This window comes from Chryseobacterium mucoviscidosis, from assembly GCF_002177115.1.
GTDB classification, from domain to species: Bacteria; Bacteroidota; Bacteroidia; order Flavobacteriales; family Weeksellaceae; genus Chryseobacterium; species Chryseobacterium mucoviscidosis.
Map to the genome: position 1 here is coordinate 11,561 of NZ_MVAG01000084.1, position 18,498 is coordinate 30,058.

At 34.6% G+C, this 18,498-nt stretch carries 11 protein-coding genes; 2 read left to right on the plus strand and 9 right to left on the minus strand.

What is annotated here, in order from left to right:
* Window positions 1-12 precede the first annotated feature (12 nt).
* Entirely contained in the window at window positions 13-948 is a 936-nt protein-coding gene (locus B0E34_RS04575; RefSeq protein WP_087707242.1) for a YihY/virulence factor BrkB family protein, read from the plus strand.
* A gap of 37 nt (window positions 949-985) precedes the next feature.
* Here B0E34_RS04575 and argS read toward each other — a convergent pair whose 3' ends face one another.
* From argS to B0E34_RS04605, 5 genes are all read right to left on the minus strand, one after another.
* On the minus strand, window positions 986-3,100 hold the full coding sequence (gene argS, locus B0E34_RS21555; protein ID WP_228423015.1) for an arginine--tRNA ligase: 2,115 nt from the start codon (window positions 3,098-3,100) through the stop codon (window positions 986-988).
* Between the two features lie 107 nt (window positions 3,101-3,207).
* Window positions 3,208-4,632 (minus strand): SusD/RagB family nutrient-binding outer membrane lipoprotein, encoded by a 1,425-nt coding sequence (locus tag B0E34_RS04590; protein WP_087707245.1) that lies wholly within the window; start codon window positions 4,630-4,632, stop codon window positions 3,208-3,210.
* Between the two features lie 9 nt (window positions 4,633-4,641).
* Window positions 4,642-7,590, minus strand: coding sequence for a SusC/RagA family TonB-linked outer membrane protein (locus B0E34_RS04595; protein WP_087707247.1), 2,949 nt, complete (start codon window positions 7,588-7,590; stop codon window positions 4,642-4,644).
* Between the two features lie 408 nt (window positions 7,591-7,998).
* Window positions 7,999-9,693 (minus strand): SusD/RagB family nutrient-binding outer membrane lipoprotein, encoded by a 1,695-nt coding sequence (locus tag B0E34_RS04600; RefSeq protein WP_087707498.1) that lies wholly within the window; start codon window positions 9,691-9,693, stop codon window positions 7,999-8,001.
* Between the two features lie 10 nt (window positions 9,694-9,703).
* Entirely contained in the window at window positions 9,704-12,727 is a 3,024-nt protein-coding gene (locus B0E34_RS04605) for a SusC/RagA family TonB-linked outer membrane protein (RefSeq protein ID WP_228423016.1), read from the minus strand.
* 59 nt (window positions 12,728-12,786) lie between these two features.
* Between B0E34_RS04605 and rnhB the strand changes: the two genes are divergently transcribed.
* On the plus strand, window positions 12,787-13,371 hold the full coding sequence (gene rnhB / locus B0E34_RS04610; RefSeq protein ID WP_087707252.1) for a ribonuclease HII: 585 nt from the start codon (window positions 12,787-12,789) through the stop codon (window positions 13,369-13,371).
* Between the two features lie 71 nt (window positions 13,372-13,442).
* Here rnhB and yidC read toward each other — a convergent pair whose 3' ends face one another.
* The 4 genes from yidC to B0E34_RS21560 form a co-directional block, all read right to left on the minus strand.
* Window positions 13,443-15,263, minus strand: coding sequence for a membrane protein insertase YidC (yidC, locus tag B0E34_RS04615; RefSeq protein WP_087707255.1), 1,821 nt, complete (start codon window positions 15,261-15,263; stop codon window positions 13,443-13,445).
* 183 nt (window positions 15,264-15,446) lie between these two features.
* Window positions 15,447-17,054, minus strand: a complete 1,608-nt coding sequence (gene pyrG, locus B0E34_RS04620) for a CTP synthase (RefSeq protein ID WP_087707259.1) — start codon at window positions 17,052-17,054, stop codon at window positions 15,447-15,449.
* Between the two features lie 312 nt (window positions 17,055-17,366).
* The gene (locus tag B0E34_RS04625; protein WP_087707262.1) at window positions 17,367-17,936 is read right to left on the minus strand and encodes a YceI family protein; all 570 of its coding nucleotides are present in this window, start codon (window positions 17,934-17,936) and stop codon (window positions 17,367-17,369) included.
* Between the two features lie 87 nt (window positions 17,937-18,023).
* Window positions 18,024-18,449, minus strand: coding sequence for a hypothetical protein (locus tag B0E34_RS21560; protein WP_087707264.1), 426 nt, complete (start codon window positions 18,447-18,449; stop codon window positions 18,024-18,026).
* Between the last annotated feature and the right edge of the window lie 49 nt (window positions 18,450-18,498).

An 18,498-nucleotide genomic window follows, 5' to 3' on the forward strand; every position in this document is an offset into this window, starting at 1 on the left:
ACCAAACCATCAATGATCGAACAATTAAAATTTTTCTGGGAAACATTAAAAGAATCATTCAGACAATGGAATAACTCTTCGGCTTCAAGTGATGCCGCAAGTCTTGCCTATTACGCTATTTTTTCAATTCCCGGGCTTTTAATTATCATCATCTGGATTGCAGGGTATTTCTTTGGAGAGGAAGCTATTCGCGGAGAAATTACCAATCAGATCAGCGGAATCATGGGAAATGATGTTGCAAAAAGCATTCAGGATATGATTGCAGGAGCTTTAATTGACAAAGAAAATATTTTTATGAAAGCTGTGGGAGTCGGTTCGTTGGTTTTTGGTTCCACTACCCTGTTCTTTCAGCTTCAGCACTCGCTTAATAATTTGTGGGATGTTCAGGCAACTCCTAAGAAAGCATTCGTTAAATTTTTAATGGACAGAGCCAACTCTTTAGGAATGATTCTGATTATTGGTTTTTTACTGATGATTACGATGGTGCTTTCTTCAATGATCAGCATTCTGAATAACTGGATTACGAATTATTTTGGACTGGAAACTTATCTTATTGTTCAGCTTGTGAATTTCGGAATCGGTTTTGCCATTGTCATGTTGCTTTTTGCATTGATGTTTAAAATTCTTCCTGATGTAAGAATGCGTTGGAAACCGGTGTGGAACGGAGCTTTTCTAACGGCAATATTGTTTACTCTGGGTAAATTTTTACTGAGTCTTTATTTCGGAACTACGAAACCTACTTCCGCTTTCGGAGCTGCAGGAACCGTGATCCTGATCATGATGTGGATTAATTATTCCTGTATGCTGATTTTCTTTGGCGCAGAATACACGAAAGTTTACGCCTATAAAAAAGGATATACCATTTTACCATCGAAACACGCAAAATGGAGCGATGCGAAATTGTATGAAGACAGTTTAAAAGAGAAAATGAATGCTGAAAAAGCTTAAAATAAAAAACCTTCAGAGCGTTCTGAAGGTTTTATTTTTACATTCTGTTTACGGTTTTTATTCCGAGTAAACCTAATGATTTTTTTATGGTTTTTGCTGTGAGATCTGATAAATTCAATCGGAACTGTTTCAGATTTTCGTCTTCCTGACTGATAATCGGATTGCTCTGATAGAATGAATTGTAAGCTTTTACCAAATCATACACATAATTGGCTAAGAATGCCGGACTTAATAATTCTGCTGCTTTTTCTACCGTACCTTTGTAATTGGACAAAAGCATAATAAGTTCTTTTTCATATTCATTCAAAGCCAGATCTGAAGTCGTTTTAAATTCAAAATTAGCTTTAGATAATACCGATTGAATACGTGCATAAGTATATAAAACGAAAGGTCCTGTATTTCCTGCAAATTCTACACTTTCATCCGGATTGAACAGCATTTTTTTCTTAGGATCAACTTTCAGCATGAAATATTTTAACGCAGCCTGCCCGATAATTTCATAAGAAGCTTCTTTTTCTTCGTCGGTAAGACCTTCCAGTTTTCCTAGTTCAGTAGTAATTGCTTTAGCTTCCTTATACATTTCCTGCATCAGATCATCTGCATCCACTACGGTTCCCTCACGCGATTTCATTTTTCCGTTTGGAAGTTCCACCATTCCGTAAGACAAATGATACAACTGGTCTGCCCAAGAATATCCTAATTTTCCTAAAATTTTAAACAAAACCTGGAAATGGTAATCCTGCTCGTTTCCAACGGTATAAATCAGTTTCTGAATATCATTCTGCTTAAAACGTTCTACCGCAGTTCCCAAATCCTGTGTCATATACACGGAAGTTCCATCCGAACGAAGCAGTAATTTCTGATCCAGACCTTCATCGGTAAGATCGCACCATACCGAACCGTCTTCTTTCTGATACAGCACCCCTTTATCCAAACCTTCCTGAATCAAATCTTTTCCTAAAATATAGGTATTGCTTTCATACTGAACCTGATCGAAATCCACTCCCAATCTGTTGTACGTTTCGTTGAATCCTTTGTAAACCCAAGAGTTCATCTCGCTCCAGAGGTTTCTTACTTTTTCGTCTCCGTTTTCCCAATCCAGAAGCATCTGTTGCGCTTCTTTCATGATTTCAGTTACCGGTTTACAGATCTCTTTCAGATTGGACTTTTCAGCTTCGAGCTTGCCTTCAGCTTCCAATACTTCTTTAAAAATACTCTGAAAAACTTTGATCTGAGATTTAATGGTTTCCAGTTCTTTTTCGTCTGAAATATTTTCTGCTTTATTCTTTTTGGAAATGATTTCTTCCACCTTTTTAGGAACAGCAGAAATTAAAGAATCATTATTTAAAGCTTCTTTGGATTGTTTTTCGAACTCTTCATGCAATGCAGAAAGCTCCGACAGATCTACTTTCTGAAGCAATTCTTTTTTCTTAGCTTCAAGCGTATTTATTTTTTCATTTAATGTTTTAACTTCCTCTTTTTTAGGAGTGTCAAACTGATCAAATTTATTTACTCTGAAATCATTGAAGATCGCATTGGTCTGATTTTTCAATTCCTTATCAAACTCCACATAATATTTTCCGACGAAATGATCTCCTTTTGTACTGGTAGATTCAGGAGTTTCGTTGTTCCCGAACTTTTCCCAAGCCAGCATGGATTTACAGATATGAATTCCTCTGTCGTTGATGATCTGCGTTTTAATGACATCATATCCCGCTTCTTTCAAGATCTGAGCAACGGAAAAACCTAATAAGTTATTTCTTACGTGTCCTAAGTGAAGCGGCTTATTGGTATTTGGAGAAGAATATTCTACCATAACCGTAGCATTTTTCTTTTCTATAGTATCGAAACCATTATAAACAGATGTAAAATTGTCTACGAAAAACTGATTTCTTATTTTAATATTCAGGAAACCTTTTACGACATTAAAACTTTCCAGTAAATCGGTCTGCTCTGTTAAAGCTTCTCCCAGTTCTACGCCGATACTTTCCGGATTTTTCTTCAATTGTTTTACCAAAGGGAAAGTAACAATCGTAAAATCTCCTTCAAATTCTGTTTTATTTTCCTGAACTTCCAGAGTAATGTCTTTCAACTGAAACACATTTAAAATAACCTCCGAAAGTTTTTCTTCTATTATATTTTTAATATTCATTGTCTGTTATTTAAAAACGAATGAGTCTTTTTCTGCTCTGCAAATATACGGAAATAAAAAAACCGCCCGAAGGCGGAATAAATATGAATGATTAACTATTTTGAGTATTAATTTACATCCCAAAATATTTTGGTCGTCTGCTCGTCTCCACCAATTGCTGTGGAAGCAGCTGCTACATTTGAACTGTTGATTGAGTATTCTTTGATTGGGTATAAAACTCTTACAGGCGGAGTCGGCGTATAAGTTCTGTTGTCTAATCTTCTGTTGAACGTCCACGCTTCAAATCCTCTGTTGTACATTGCAATCCAAGCTTCATCCCCGATAATTTTTTTCCAAGGATTACCTGTTGTTGACTGTACTGCATAATTGTGTGTGGCTAAATATGCTGCTTTATCTGTAGCGCTAACTTTCCAGTGATCCATAGATGCTCCGATTCCGGCATCAAAGTGAGTTGCTATTGAACCTACAGAATATCCTCTTGCTGCTGCTTCAGCCAATAAAAATTCTATTTCTACATAATCTGCTAGATACCCCAATCCGTTGGCAACAGATATTGACGGATTAATTAAAGATAAAGTCTGAGCCGCAGAAGGATTTAATCCAAAAGTTCCTCCTACATATTGTCCGGCATTTGATCCGCTTAAAGCAGTTGTAAAATACTTGGAAATTCTCGGATCATTATTGGTTTTCAGATAGTTGACAATAAGGTTTGTTGCACAGAAATCTACCCTTCCGGAAAGTACAAGATCTTCATATAAAGGAGAGGTAAACAATCCTGTTGACTGGTACTGAATGATTGCGCTGTCTGTATTGGAAGAAAAAACTCCCGCACTGTAAGCTGATTCTACCGTACTTTTTGCAAGTGATGCATCTACATCTGCTAAATTCATTCCCAGTTTTAGCTTAAGAGAATTCATGAATTTTCTCCATTTAACCAAATCTCCTCCATACACCACATCATCAGATCCAAATCCTGCGGCACTGTTATCCAATGCGCTGATATCTGCATTGATTCTTTTAATAAGATCCTGATAAATTGTTTTTCCGTCATCATATTTTGGAGAAAGAAACTGCTCAATCTGTAGAGCCTGAGAATAAGGAACATTTCCGTAGCTGTCTACCAAAATCTGAAAGAAATAAACCTGCATCGCATCAATCATTGCCAATCTGTTTGCTTTCACTTTAGCATCCAGAGTTTCTGTGGCAATAATTTCTTTAGATTTATTAAGAGAATTCAAAGCGTAAAATAGCTGATTCCAATGCGCATCTGCAACATCTCTCCTTCTGAAAGAATATCTTGTTCCTTCTCTGTAGGTAACATCGGCAAGCTGTTGCGTTAAGTGTCTGAATATACTTCTGTTAACATTCAAAGTATTCATCTGGTTTAGTCCAGTAACTACGCCTGATGAGAAAAGATATCCACTTGGCGGATTATCGACGGGTGCTTTAGGATCGACGTTTAAGGATTCTATGTCTTCACAAGATGTTAACATCAACAAAGCGCTTCCTATAATTAAAAATATTTTTTTCATGAATTTTTTTTAAAATTTAGCTGTAAAATTAAATCCGAAAGTTCTTACGGTAGGCATTGCCCCTACTGAATAGCCTCTTGAAAGCAAACCTGCTCTTAATCCTGATTCCGGATCTGCGTAAGGTAAGTTCTTGTGAATAATCCAGAGGTTTCTTCCGATGATAGAGAACTTCATATCGTTGATAAATGTTCCGCTGTACCAGTCTTTTGGTAAATTGAAGGTTAAAGAAGCTTCTCTTAATTTGATGAAAGAAGCATCATAGATGAATGCTTTTGCCGGCATTACAGAAATTCCTCCCATCAATTCTCCTGTATCTGCTAAAGGAATCGGAGTTGTATTAGGAGTTCCGTCAGGATTTACCCCTGCTAAAATAACATTGTTTCTGTCCGGAAAAGCGGTTTCCGGATAAATTCCCGTTCCTAAACCATAATAAAGGTCGGTTGAGAAAATATCTCCCCCTTTCTGTCCATCGATCAGGAAGCTTAAACTTACTCCTTTATAATTGATTGTATTTCTGATACCGCCAATCCAATCCGGATTAATATTTCCAATAACCTGATCTTCAGCTCTAGCATATACTCCGTCTTCTACAACCGGCTGACCATTCAGGTATACATAATCTGTTCCTTTAATAATTCCGAAAGGCTGTCCTACAAATGCATTATAAGAAACTTCTCCCTGCACACTTTGCAGCAATAAATTATCTAATCCTTCGGTTAACTTAAGTACACTGCTCTTATTTTTAGACCAGTTCAAGTTGATATCCCAAGAGAAATTTTTAGATTTAAAGGGAGTTAAATTTAAAGATACTTCAATCCCTTTATTTTGGATTTCTCCTGCATTCAACCATTGAGAAGCATACCCTGTCGAGTTGGAAACATCTGCTCTAACAATCTGGTTAATTGTACGGGTGTCGTAATAAGCCACGTCAAAACCTATTCTGTTTTTAAGGAAACTTCCTTCTAAACCAAATTCATATTCATTTGAGGATTCAGGCTTTAGATTAGGGTTATTTTTCACAGTATTTGCACTTACCATAGGAATTTTACCAAAAATACCTAAGATGGTATATTGGTCGAACAATCTGTAATTGTCTGTAGACTTACCTACTTTAGCATAATTTCCTCTAAGCTTTAAGAATGAAAGCCAATCCTGATTAATAAGATTGGATAGAATTACCGATGCAGATACTGAAGGATAACCATATACATTACTGTTCTGCGCTAAATTTGAAGACTTATCCACACGATAAGAACCTTCTACGAAATAAGTATCTTTATAACCTAATGATGCCTGTGCATAAGCTCCCATTGTTACATTTTTAGCCAGATCTTCCTGTGCAGGTAACGGAGCTTCTGCCGTGTTGTTAAGTGCCCAAACGTTTGGTAAAATTAATCCTCCTTCTGTAGAGTTTCTAACCGCTTCAATGTAGTTTCTTCTGTAACTAGTCCCTAATAACCCTGTTACACTTAAATCATCAAACTTTTTATTATAAGCACCATACACATCAAAGTTAATCTCTGAAGAACGGATATTTTCAAGTTCATATCCCGAAGAAACAGATTTGCCAGACAATCCGAAGGATTCAGGCATACTTCCTAATTGCTTTCTTGTTTCATTTTTCTGATCGTAGGTATCTGATGACATTCTTCCTGTGATGGTTAAATCCGGAGTCACTTTATAATTCAGCATCAGATATCCAAAGAATCTGTTTCTTTTATCGGTCTGATAATTCTGATATCTGTCAAAATATGGGTTATTCCAGTACTTTGGACTTCCGTCATCAGCACTTACTCTGTTCCATGTAACATTTTGTCCTCCTGAATTAGAATAGGCATCTCTTAAAGAATAAATATCTACGTTATTCTGCCACCATTGTCTGAATCCTGTAATAATATTATCCCCATATCCCGTAGAGTTTCTTCCTTTAGTATCCTGCAATGTAAGGGAAGCATAGGTCGTTACATCAAATTTATCATTGAACTTATGATTAAATTTTGCCGAAATTGTATTTTTCTTTTGCTCGGAATTCGGAAGAACTCCATTTGAAAGGAAGTTTGTATAATTCACCAAGATATTTGAATCATTATTACCAGATTCTAAACTTACTGTATTTACGTAATTGGTAGCGGTTTCAAAAAAATCTGCGGGAGTATGTTTTGCAGCCTGCCAAGCATACGCTTTTCCAAAATTAGGAGAATTAGGATCATAGGAATCCCACTGGTAAACCATCAAATTAGGATTAAATGCGTTCCCTAAAGAAGCATCATCATAAAAAGGAGCATATAAATTACCAGCTGCGTCTTCATCAAAATACTGACCATAACCGGCTCCATATTTATCCTGATATTTTGCAAAAGTATTTCTATCAATAGCGCCCACTTGGATTTCAGAAGAAAGTGTAATTCCTACTCTTCCGTTTCTTGATCGCCCTTTTTTAGTTGTAATTAAGATAACTCCATTTCCTGCACGCTCACCATAAAGTGCCGAAGCTGCAGCACCTTTCAAAACGTTAACACTTTCGATATCTGCCTGATTGATGTCGGAAAGGTTATTACCATAGTCATACCTCTCGCTAAAGTTATTTCTGTTGTCAATAGGAACCCCATCAATAACGATCAATGCCTGATTATTAGAGACAATTGATTTATTTCCTCTGATTACAATATTGGCAGAACCTCCAAAGTTGGTTGTTGTTGAAACATTCAGACCTGCTGCTTTACCAACTAGCTGATTGGCAATATTACCTGTATTGACACCGTCGGTAATCGCATCAGCTTTGATTTGCTGAGTAGAATAACCTAATGATTTTTTGTCTCTTTTAATACCGAGTGCAGTTACGACCACACCTTCAATTTCTTGTGTTCTTACCGTATCATTCTTCTTTTGCTGAGCATTTGACACAGCTAGAGATGAGGATAATACCAGTATTAGTATTCCTGCTGTTAATTTCTTCATATCAAATTATATTTGCTAATCACAAATATGTGAAATTTTATATTCAGTACAAAATAAAATTAGCTAAATTTAACATTCAGTCAAATAATCTCATTAATAAATCAAAATAATTTAATAAAAAAAGTTAAAACCAATAAAATTAACAAATATTATTAACAATAATTACATCAAATTTTATTATTTATTAAAAAAAGAAGTGATATTAAGTAAACTAAAAAACTTTATGAATAAATATCTTTAATAACTGATAATGAATTATTTAGAATACTAATTAAAAAAAATATCTATTAAAATAAAAAATAAATATAATGCGTGACATATATTTATTTTTCAGAAAAAATAAATTTTAACACTTGGAAATAAAAAAACCGCCCGAAGGCGGTTTTGTATTATAATCTTACCAAAAGATTAGTTTTGATTCCAGAATGGAGTAAATTGGTTTTTAACAAAAACCTGTGCTTGATTAATATTTGGAACATTTGAAGAGTTTCCAGTATATTCTGAAACAGGATAAATTAACCTATAAGGTTTATTTGGATAAATTGCATTATCAGCGTTAGTAATTACTGGATAACCAGTTTTAAGGAAATTGATATATGTCTCAACTTGTCGTAAGTTTGCAAGTGATGCAAATCTTTGAAATTGAATAGCAGCAATTTTATCTGAAGATAAATTCCATCCAACAGAAGTTGTATTAATATTATTAATGTATGCAGTTGCTTGAGCAACTGTTAAGCCGTAAAACTGATAGGAATCTGTTATTGCAGCATTGTATTGTGTCTGTGCATTAAAGGTGAAATATTGTGGATATAATACTGCAGCTTCAGCTAATAATAACTTATTTTCAGCACCTAAAGCTAAATAGCCATCCATGGCAGCACCAATTTCAGCAATTTTCGCTCCAGCAGAAGTATCACCATTTAACATTCCGTATATAAGATTATTACTTTCATCAGGATTTTGCCCTGTTGCTGGAGATGCTGTAGGAGGTGTAGGAGAAGGTAAATTCCCATTCCATTGACTACCAATAAATTTCCATCCAATAAAAGAATACTGCCATTCAGTACTTCCCGCTGGTTTAGCTCCACCTTGACGAATTCCTGTAACAGAAGAGGCAGGCTGTTGCGCATTACTTGTAGAAAGCCTTCTGAACATTTGTGTACCACGAAGGTCTCTAGAAGCTATACCATACGAAGTTCCATTAACTGAGTTCGCGTAATATTGAGATGCTTTATACAATCTCCATCCATTAATATTCAAAGCAGAACCTTGAAAATTTACAGAACCATAATTATTAAATAAGGGATTTGGTGTAGCAGAATTCTTATTACTGTATCCTGGATTTATTGTAACATCTGCTAAATAAAAATCATTAGGATTAGCCGTACCAAGACTTTGAAGTTGAGCATCAACAAAACTCTTTACGGAAGCTGTTGTGACTTTAGATTGTCTTAAAAGTATCTTTAATTTAACGTTTTTAGCAAATTTTTTCCAGCTTGCCATGTCTCCCCCAAAAATAATATCTTCCTGCGAAGTAACAACATTATCTCCATTTTGAACAGTTGCATCAATATCAGCAATGGCTTTATTAATCTCCTCAACTAAAGCTCTATAAATTGTTGCATCATCATCATATTTTGGAGTTAGATTATTTTGACCTTTAAATGCTTCAGAATAAGGTGCGTCACCATAAAAATCTACAACATATTGTAACTGATAAGATTTCAGAATTCTTGCAATTGCTGAATGTAAAGGTAATGAGGCTCCTTTATCAATAATTCCCTGTAAATTATTTGCAGCATTATAACTACTTGTCCAGATTCCTGTTCCGAAAGTGTTACTTATATCTAGAGAATATTCTCTAGTTAAAGGGTTTCCAAAATAATAATAGTTACCAGCCCATGTATTTGTCCATACATTTGATAAAGAATTCATTGTTCCAGCTTGAGCAGCCATAACAAGATTTTCTGCCGCAGTTAAAGTTTGCCGTGGAGAAATTTCTGAAGGATCTACGTTATTTGGAGAAATATTATCATCTATCTCCCTACAAGAAGATATAAAAGCAGTAAGGACTATTGATGAATATAAAAATATTTTTTTCATTTTTTTCTTATTAAAAATTAACATTTACACTAAATCCGTAAGATTTTATTGATGGATATTGTGACACTCCTGCATATCCCTGCGCATTACCCGTGCCTGTAGACGTTTCAGGATCTGCGTAATTTTTGTTTGAATCAGAATACTTTACAAAAGGATTTCTGGCATGAACACCTAATGTAATACCTGTAAGTCCTGTATTTCTAAGCATTTCAGCAGAAAATGTGTAAGAAAGAGCTACTTCTCTTAACTTAAAGTAAGAACCAGAGAAAACATGGTTAGAACCTACCGTATTAAATTGACTCTGATAGTAATATTCTACTCCGTCATATAACGCATTTCCTGTTACTCCAGAATATTGATAGTATACATCATTATTAGCAATATATTGACCATTAACCAAATAAGAAGAATTTGGCATAATAAATCCTGATTCTCGAACAAAATTTCCACTTTCTGGCAACGTACCATTAAATGCCATATTTTGAAGAATTTCAGTCGTCATCTTACCTCCAACTCTCCAGTCTGCAGTAGCAGTAAGCTTAAATCCTTTATAATTAATACTAGTATTAAAGCCCCAGAGATACCTTGGATTAGTTGATCCTAAATTTTGCAATGCAGAAGTAACAGTTGGTCTTCCAGTATTTCTATCGACAATAATTCTTCCCTGATCATCACGTACAAAATCAGTCCCCATTAGTTGAAGACCTTTCATACCTTTGACAGCATATACTCCCACTAATGTCGAACCACCTATTGCAACTCTATCTGTATCGGGCGTTACTTCTAATACTTCCATGGAATAAGTAGTGAGATTTGCCCCTATATCCCACCTGAAATCTTCACTTTTTAATGGAGTAACAGTAATATCTGCATCAATACCTCGGTTTCTTAGTTTACCAATATTTGTTCTTAACGTTGAAATACCAGATGCTATCGAAGTATTTGTATCAGTAATCATATCTGTTGTATCATCCTGATAAACTGATCCGTTTAATAAAACCCTATTATTCCAAAATCCTAAAGATAAACCAAGTTCTTTTTTAGAAACTTTTTCAGCACTAATATTATTAGATGTCTGTCCTGTAGGATTAACAAAACTTAATCCACCGCTCGCTGTGAATGGGAAACCAGAACCTAAACCAAAATAATTTCTTATGCTGTAGACTCCGACTGAAGATGAATTTGCAGTACCACTAATATTTCCATATACTTTCATATAACTTAAAATTTTACCACCAAAATCAAATGCTTTAGTCGGGATAAAACTTAAACCTACAGATGGAAAGAAATAGCTTCTTTCTTCTTTAGAAAGAACAGAATTCCATTCATTTCTTGCTGTACCTGTTAAATACAAATAATCTTTATACCCTAAATCTAAATTAGCAAAAACCGCTTGAGAATTATAAGACCCTCTCTGATTATCTAACCCATAAGGATTTGAAGGATTTGCCAAATTCCATACTTGATATAAACCTGGAATAATAATACCACTACCACCTGCACTTGTAGTATTATACGCAAAATTCTGAAAGTTATGACCTATATTTAATTTCATATTGATATCATCTGTAAGATCATAGTTAAAATTAACTAGTAAATCACCATAATATCTGTTTTGACTTGAGTTCGATTGAAAATAAGATGAAGCAATAGCCGCTGGTGCTGTATTTATTACACTAGACCATCCATCATTCCATTGATTACTAAAAGCACCGACATATTGGAAATTTGATCTATAAAGAACATCTATATTTTTGTTTATTTTATATCCAACGCTTCCAACTAAATTTAACCTATCAGTTGTAGTATTAAATCTTTGGTGTTTAATTGCCCAATAAGGATTTTGATAGTAAATATTCCAAGCATATCCATTATCAGGATAATTCTTGTAAGCAGTAATAGGAATATCAACAGATGATTGTAACAAATCTTCATATAAACTACTGTCAGTAGTATTCGTTGTTTGACGTGTATAATTTACAATTGCATCAAAACTCCATTTACCAAACTTTGTCCCAGCTTTCAAAAAAGCTGACAATCTTTTTAACTTATCGTCAGCAACTACGAACTCCCTTTGCAAATGATCTATAGACATTAATAAATAACTATTTTCATCACCTACGTTAGCAGTAACACCATTTTGCATAATTACTCCTGTTTGAAAAAAATCTTTTACATTATTTTTTCCATACGGTGCGTAGGTTGACATAATTGAAGAAGGCTCATCCGCAGTTGGTGTATTATCATCAATATTTACATCAATTTGCCCATCACCATTAACATCTGCTAAAGGAATACCATAAGCTACCATTTGACCTCCTAAAGAGCCATTAAATGGTGCTCCCCAAGATCCATTTTCAACGTTAATTTTTCCGCCATACCATCCTTGTCCATAATTCCTCTGTCTTTCAGGTGTATTTAATACAGATTCAAAATCAATAGAGCCATTGTAAGTAACTCTCATTTTACCCTTATTCCCTCTTTTAGTCGTAACTAATACCACACCGTTTACACCATCAGACCCATAAAGTGCCGAAGCTTGAGAACCTTTAAGAATATTCATAGATTCAATTAGTTCTGGTGCAAGTTGATTTAATGCAGCTGCTGACGAAATGACGTTATCAATTACTACCAATGCATTATTATTTCCCGTAAGAGACCTCATACCTCTAATCTGAATTTTCGGTGTACCTGTTACACTACTATTAGTATTTGTAATAGTTACCCCAGAAACTTTACCTTGAAGAGCTAATACTGCATTTGGATTTGATGCCGCTGTAATCTGATCACTGCTAACCACCTGTACAGCAGCAGTTTGAGCATCTGCTTTTTTCTTAAGCCCTAAGGCTCCAGTAATAACTACTTCACCAATGTTACCCTCCCTGATAGTATCATTTTTTCTTTTCTGTGCATTTACAAATGCAAAAGAAGATGATAAAACTACCAGTAGAACACTTGCTGTTAATTTCTTCATATTTAAATTGATTATTTTTTTATTAATTGCAAATATGTAAAACTTTCTTAAAGTAACCAAATATTTTGTTAAAAATATTTAATATTGCATGTAATTATATTTAAGTTTCTAAATTTTTTATGGATTTAATAAAAAAATGGTCGGTTTTTTATGTTGAAGCAGGGTGTGATGAAGTAGGTCGTGGCTGTTTATCCGGACCTGTGGTAGCTGCTGCAGTGATTTTAGATGAAAATTTTAACCAAAATTTGGTTAACGATTCCAAAAAGTTAAATTTTAAGACGAGAATGGATCTTGACAGCTACATCAAAGATAATGTAAAAGATTACGCAATTGCAGAACTTTCTCCTGCTTTTATAGACCAGCACAATATACTGAATGCAAGTATCCATGCTATGCATCAGGCTTTAGATAAATTAACAATGAGACCGGAACTGATTTTAGTTGATGGGAATAGATTTCATCCTTATAATTTTATTCCTCATGAATGTATTATCAAAGGAGATTCTAAAGTATTGTCTATTGCTGCGGCTTCTATTTTAGCAAAAAATTACAGAGACAAATTAATGATTGAGCTTCATGAAGAACATCCCGAATACGGCTGGAACACAAACTTTGGCTATGCTACTAAAAAACATCAGGAAGCGCTGATAAAATTCGGATCGACAAAATATCACAGACAGTCTTTCAGGTTGAAATATGACTAATATTGAAGATTTGAAGTAAAAAAGAGAGGCAAAATTAAATTTACCTCTCTTTTTTTGTATTATAGAAAATTTTATTTTTTCTTTCTCTGTTGCTGTTGCACATTTTGCTGCTCCTGAGCTTTCTCCATCATCTCTCTCATACGCTTCTGGAATTTCCCTTCTGTTTTAGGCTTTTCTTTATTTGCCTGAATCTGCGCATGGATTTTCTTCTCATCCAGAATTACATATTTAATCACTAATATAATTAAGATGTTAATAGCATTCGATACGAAATAATACCAGGAAAGACCGGATGCAGACGTATTTAAGAAGAATAAGAAGGTAACCGGGAAGATATACATTAAGACCTTCATATTTGGCATACCTTCCTGTTGTGGCTGCTGCATATTTCCTGAAGTCATTACGGTGTAAATTAAGATCACCACGGTACAGGCCAAAGCGAAAACACTTAAATGGTCTCCAAGGAAAGGAACTTTAAAAGGCAATTTTATCAAATCATCATAAGCCGTTAAATCTTTTGCAAACCAGAATCCTTTACCTCTAAGATCAATAAAGTTCGGAAAGAAACGGAATAACGCATAGAAAATAGGAATCTGCACCAACGCCGGCAAACATCCCGCCATCTGATTAACTCCGGCTTTTCGATAGACCTCCATTGTTGCCTGCTGCTTTTTCATCGGATCTGCATCCTTAAATTTGGCATTTACCTCATCAATTTCCGGACGGATTACTCTCATCATCGCGCTCAATTTGTGCTGTTTGTACATAATTGGCGATAAGATTAACTTCACAATAATTGTCATTAAGAAAATTACCCAACCTGCAGATAATCCCCAACCAGCAATTATACTGTAAAGCCACATAAAGAAATAACGGTTCATCCATCCGATGAAAGACCATCCTAAAGGAAGAATTTCATCAAAGTTTTTATCATACGTTTTTAATAATGGTAAATCCAAAGGCATAAAGTACCATGTGAAATCCTGATTCAGTTCACTTCCTGTCATCTGAACAAAACCTTCATAGTTTAATTTTTTCAGATATTCTCCTTCTTCAATCGCTTCCTGATTTCCTTTGCTTTGGGTAAATCCTGTTTTAGATTCAATTACAGAAGCGAAGAACTGCTGTTTAACCCCGATCCAGTTAAGCGTTTCTTTGTCCTCAGTCATCGTTGTTCTTCCATCATAATCATAGTCTTTATAATTATTGAAAGCATATGAGAATTCTGAGTGAGACTGTTCCTGCGCTCTACCCTTTTCAAGGTTACGTACGCTGTAATCCCAAATGAAATCTGCCTTATTGTCGGAAGTAATTTTAGCAAGTCCCTGTGTTCTTACTTTAAAATCCAGAGCATACTGATCTTTCAGTTCTGCTTTTGGATTATTATTTAATGAATATACAAACTGAATAACAGCACCATTATAATTTGCCGTTAAAGTCGCAACATTTCCATTGACAACAGGAGCAAAAACTAAATCTTTAGTATTGATAATTTTTCCCGTTTTATCTTTAAACTGAAAACCGTAGTTGGAGTTATTTTTCGTGATCAGGTAAAGCGGAAGATCTGCATTATCTGTTTTATAATCGTATGCTTTGTATTTTGCAAGTTCCACTTTAGAAACCTGCCCTCCTAAACTGTTAAATTCAATTTTCAATTCATTATTCGCCAGAGTTACCGTCTGAATTGAACCGGGAGTTACATTTGGATTGATATTGGTTGCCTGAGTCTGTTTTACGGCATTTTTAGCCTGTTCAGTTTTCTGCTGCTGAGCTTTTACTGCATCTTCTTTCGATTGTTTGTTTTGGAAATAAAACATGAAGCCGAAAAGAACTAAGCATAAAACCGCAAAACTAATAATCTGACTTTTATCGAGTCCGTTGTTCTGTTGCATTTTATCTTTAATTAAAATTTTTACCTATTAAATAATATATAGTAAACGCTATACATTTTCGAGTCGACAAAAATACTGTTTTTTTATCAAAACTCTATGCTATAATATATTACTATATAATAAACTCAGGCTGAGAATAATCAGTCTGAGTTTATTTATGACGTTTGTAATTTTTAAATTACTTTATTTTGAAGTACAAGCTTTAATAAAAGCTCTGAATAAAGGATGCGGCGTAGCCACCGTACTTTTGTATTCAGGGTGATACTGAACGCCTACATAGAAAGGGTGATCCGGCATTTCCAACGCTTCAACTAATCCTGTTTCAGGGTTTGTTCCCGTTGCTAAGAAACCGTTTTTCTCGAATTCTCCAATGTAATCGCTGTTGAATTCATATCTGTGACGGTGTCTTTCCGTAATATTTTTTGCTCCGTAGATTTCGTTTAATTTAGAACCGTTTTTCAGGGAACACTTCCATGCTCCAAGACGCATTGTTCCCCCTTTGTCTACTACATTTTTCTGTTCTTCCATTAAAGAAATTACAGGATGCTCCGTAGAAGTATCGAATTCCATAGAATTTGCTTTAGTGTACCCTAAAACATTTCTAGCGAATTCAATCGTCATGATCTGCATTCCCAAACAAATTCCCAACATCGGAATTTTATTTTCTCTTGCATATTGAGCCGTAAGAACTTTTCCTTCAATTCCTCTATCTCCGAATCCCGGTGCAACCAAAATCCCACTCACTCCGGATAAAGTTTCTTTAATATTTTCAGCCGTTAAATCTCCACTGTACACCCATCTGATCTTCACTTCCGTTTCAAGATCTGCTCCAGCATGTTTGAAAGCCTCAGCAATGGAAATATATGAATCCTGAAGAGAAACATATTTTCCAACCAACGCAATTTCGATAGATTTTTTAGGATTCTGGAATTTTTTAAGGAATGACTTCCAGTCTTTAAGATCCGCTTCTTTATCACTTTTCAGATCCAATTCTTTAAGAACCACATCATCAAAGTTTTGTTTCTGAAGGTACATTGGAACTTCATAAATTGTATCTAAATCTTTACATTCAATTACATTATCTAAAGGAACGTTACAGAACTGAGCCAGTTTAGCTCTCTGATCTTTCGGGATCTTATGTTCCGTACGGCAAACCAAAACATCCGCCATAATTCCGCTCTCCATTAACTGACGAACAGAATGTTGAGAAGGTTTTGTTTTTAATTCTCCACTTGAAGCCAGATATGGCAATAAAGTAAGGTGAATTACCATAGAATTATTTTCACCCAACTCCCATTTCAACTGACGAACCGTTTCAATGTAAGGTAAAGATTCGATATCTCCCACAGTTCCACCGATTTCTGTAATGATGATATCGTAGTTCTGTTTGGATAAGATTTTAATTCTGCGTTTGATTTCGTTCGTAATATGAGGAATTACCTGAACCGTTTTTCCAAGAAAATCTCCTTTTCTTTCCTTTTCGATTACCGTCTGGTAAATTTTTCCTGTTGTAACGTTGTTGTTTTGGGAAGTCGGCGCATCAAGATAACGCTCATAGTGTCCTAAATCCAGATCCGTCTCCGCACCATCTTCGGTTACGTAGCATTCTCCGTGTTCGTAAGGATTCAAAGTTCCCGGATCGATATTGATATAAGGATCAAGCTTTTGAATAGTTACGTTGAAACCACGCGATTTTAGTAGAAGTCCAAGAGAAGCTGAAACGATTCCCTTTCCCAAAGATGAAGTTACACCTCCTGTCACAAAGATGTACTTTGTATTCTTTTTACTCATTAGATTAGGTTTGTGCAAAGTTAGGGGAAAAAGAAATACAAAGCAATTTCATTTTAGAATTTTAAATTTTGTTTTGGATAATCGCAAAGCCACAAAGGTTTATTATTACATGCGTACCATGTACAAGGCGCAAGGATTTTATCGTTGATAAAATTTAACAGTCAATATTTTTCATTAGTCTTAATTGAAAATCTTTGATTTTCTTGCGCCTTAAAAACAATTTAGTTTATAAAGTCTTGCGTCTTTGCGATTATCCAATAAAAAAGGTTTCCAAAACTGAAAACCTTCTATTAATATTTATAATTGTACAAATTATATTTTTACCATTTCAAAATACAGATTAACATCTACTTCTTTAGCAACTCCAGTTCCTGTAGGATCATATTTGATATCATAATCCAAACGGTTTATGGTAAAATTTGCCTGAAATCCCATTACTTCTTTTCCCTGTTGATTTTTCGCTATTCCACCGAAAGTTACCGGAACAGAGATATCTCTGGTTACGTCTTTTATAGTTAATTTCCCTTTTAGAGTGTAGGTATTATTTTTATCCTTCTTCATAGACGTCGTTACGAAACTCATCGTCGGATATTTTTCTGCACTAAAAAAATCTTCGCTTTTCAAATGCTTATCTCTCATTTCAACCCCTGTATTAATGGTATTTACCTCAACTGTAAAATTCAGGTCTGCATTTTCTAAAGTATTGCCCTTTGTGGAAGCCTTCCCGTCAAACTTATCAAATCTTCCCTGCACAAAGCTGATTCCCATATGTTTGATGTTGAAATTAACAGAAGAATGCATCGGATCTACCGCCCAGTCTGTCTGCGCAAAACTGAAAACACTTAGTAATGTAAATACAAAGGTTAAAAGTAATTTTTTCATTGTATAATATTTTGAATTAATTCTAAAGTAAAAGTAATCTATTATAACGTAAAACAAGCCCTGATTAGTTTTCCGATTTTGTTAAAATTACTTATTTCCTCTACTGGAGTGATAAGCTTCATTATTAGGATTCATTTGGTTAGCATGATTATCTAGCTCAGCCTTTGAATATCCACTGTTTCCTCCCGTATTTTGCCAATTATCAGGTCTTTCATTATACCCTCTACTTCTCCAATAGGCATTGTTGTTTGAATTCATTTGATTAGAACGATTGTTGATATTAGCTTTGGAATATCCCGAAACTTGATTATCAAAACTATAATCTTTGTCATCACGATACGTGTCTGAATTATAATTAAATTTATTTGACGTCTGATGATAATTTTTAAAATTCACTTCAGAATCAGTCAGTTTATCATATAATCTTTTAGCCCGACCATCTTTTATAGGAGAAATGATAAAATGCCCGACGAACATACCGGCAAAAAAAATTGCGCTTTTTGAAATTTTCATGGTTAAATTTTTAAACAAATTTAAAATTTTATCTTATTGACACTTAAAA

Coding starts and splice junctions, on each gene's coding strand:
- B0E34_RS04575 (WP_087707242.1), top strand. CDS start 13: ATGATCGAACAATTAAAATTTTTCTGGGAAACATTAAAAGAATCATTC.
- argS (WP_228423015.1), bottom strand. CDS start 3,100: ATGAATATTAAAAATATAATAGAAGAAAAACTTTCGGAGGTTATTTTA.
- B0E34_RS04590 (WP_087707245.1), bottom strand. CDS start 4,632: ATGAAAAAAATATTTTTAATTATAGGAAGCGCTTTGTTGATGTTAACA.
- B0E34_RS04595 (WP_087707247.1), bottom strand. CDS start 7,590: ATGAAGAAATTAACAGCAGGAATACTAATACTGGTATTATCCTCATCT.
- B0E34_RS04600 (WP_087707498.1), bottom strand. CDS start 9,693: ATGAAAAAAATATTTTTATATTCATCAATAGTCCTTACTGCTTTTATA.
- rnhB (WP_087707252.1), top strand. CDS start 12,787: ATGGATTTAATAAAAAAATGGTCGGTTTTTTATGTTGAAGCAGGGTGT.
- yidC (WP_087707255.1), bottom strand. CDS start 15,263: ATGCAACAGAACAACGGACTCGATAAAAGTCAGATTATTAGTTTTGCG.
- pyrG (WP_087707259.1), bottom strand. CDS start 17,054: ATGAGTAAAAAGAATACAAAGTACATCTTTGTGACAGGAGGTGTAACT.
- B0E34_RS04625 (WP_087707262.1), bottom strand. CDS start 17,936: ATGAAAAAATTACTTTTAACCTTTGTATTTACATTACTAAGTGTTTTC.
- B0E34_RS21560 (WP_087707264.1), bottom strand. CDS start 18,449: ATGAAAATTTCAAAAAGCGCAATTTTTTTTGCCGGTATGTTCGTCGGG.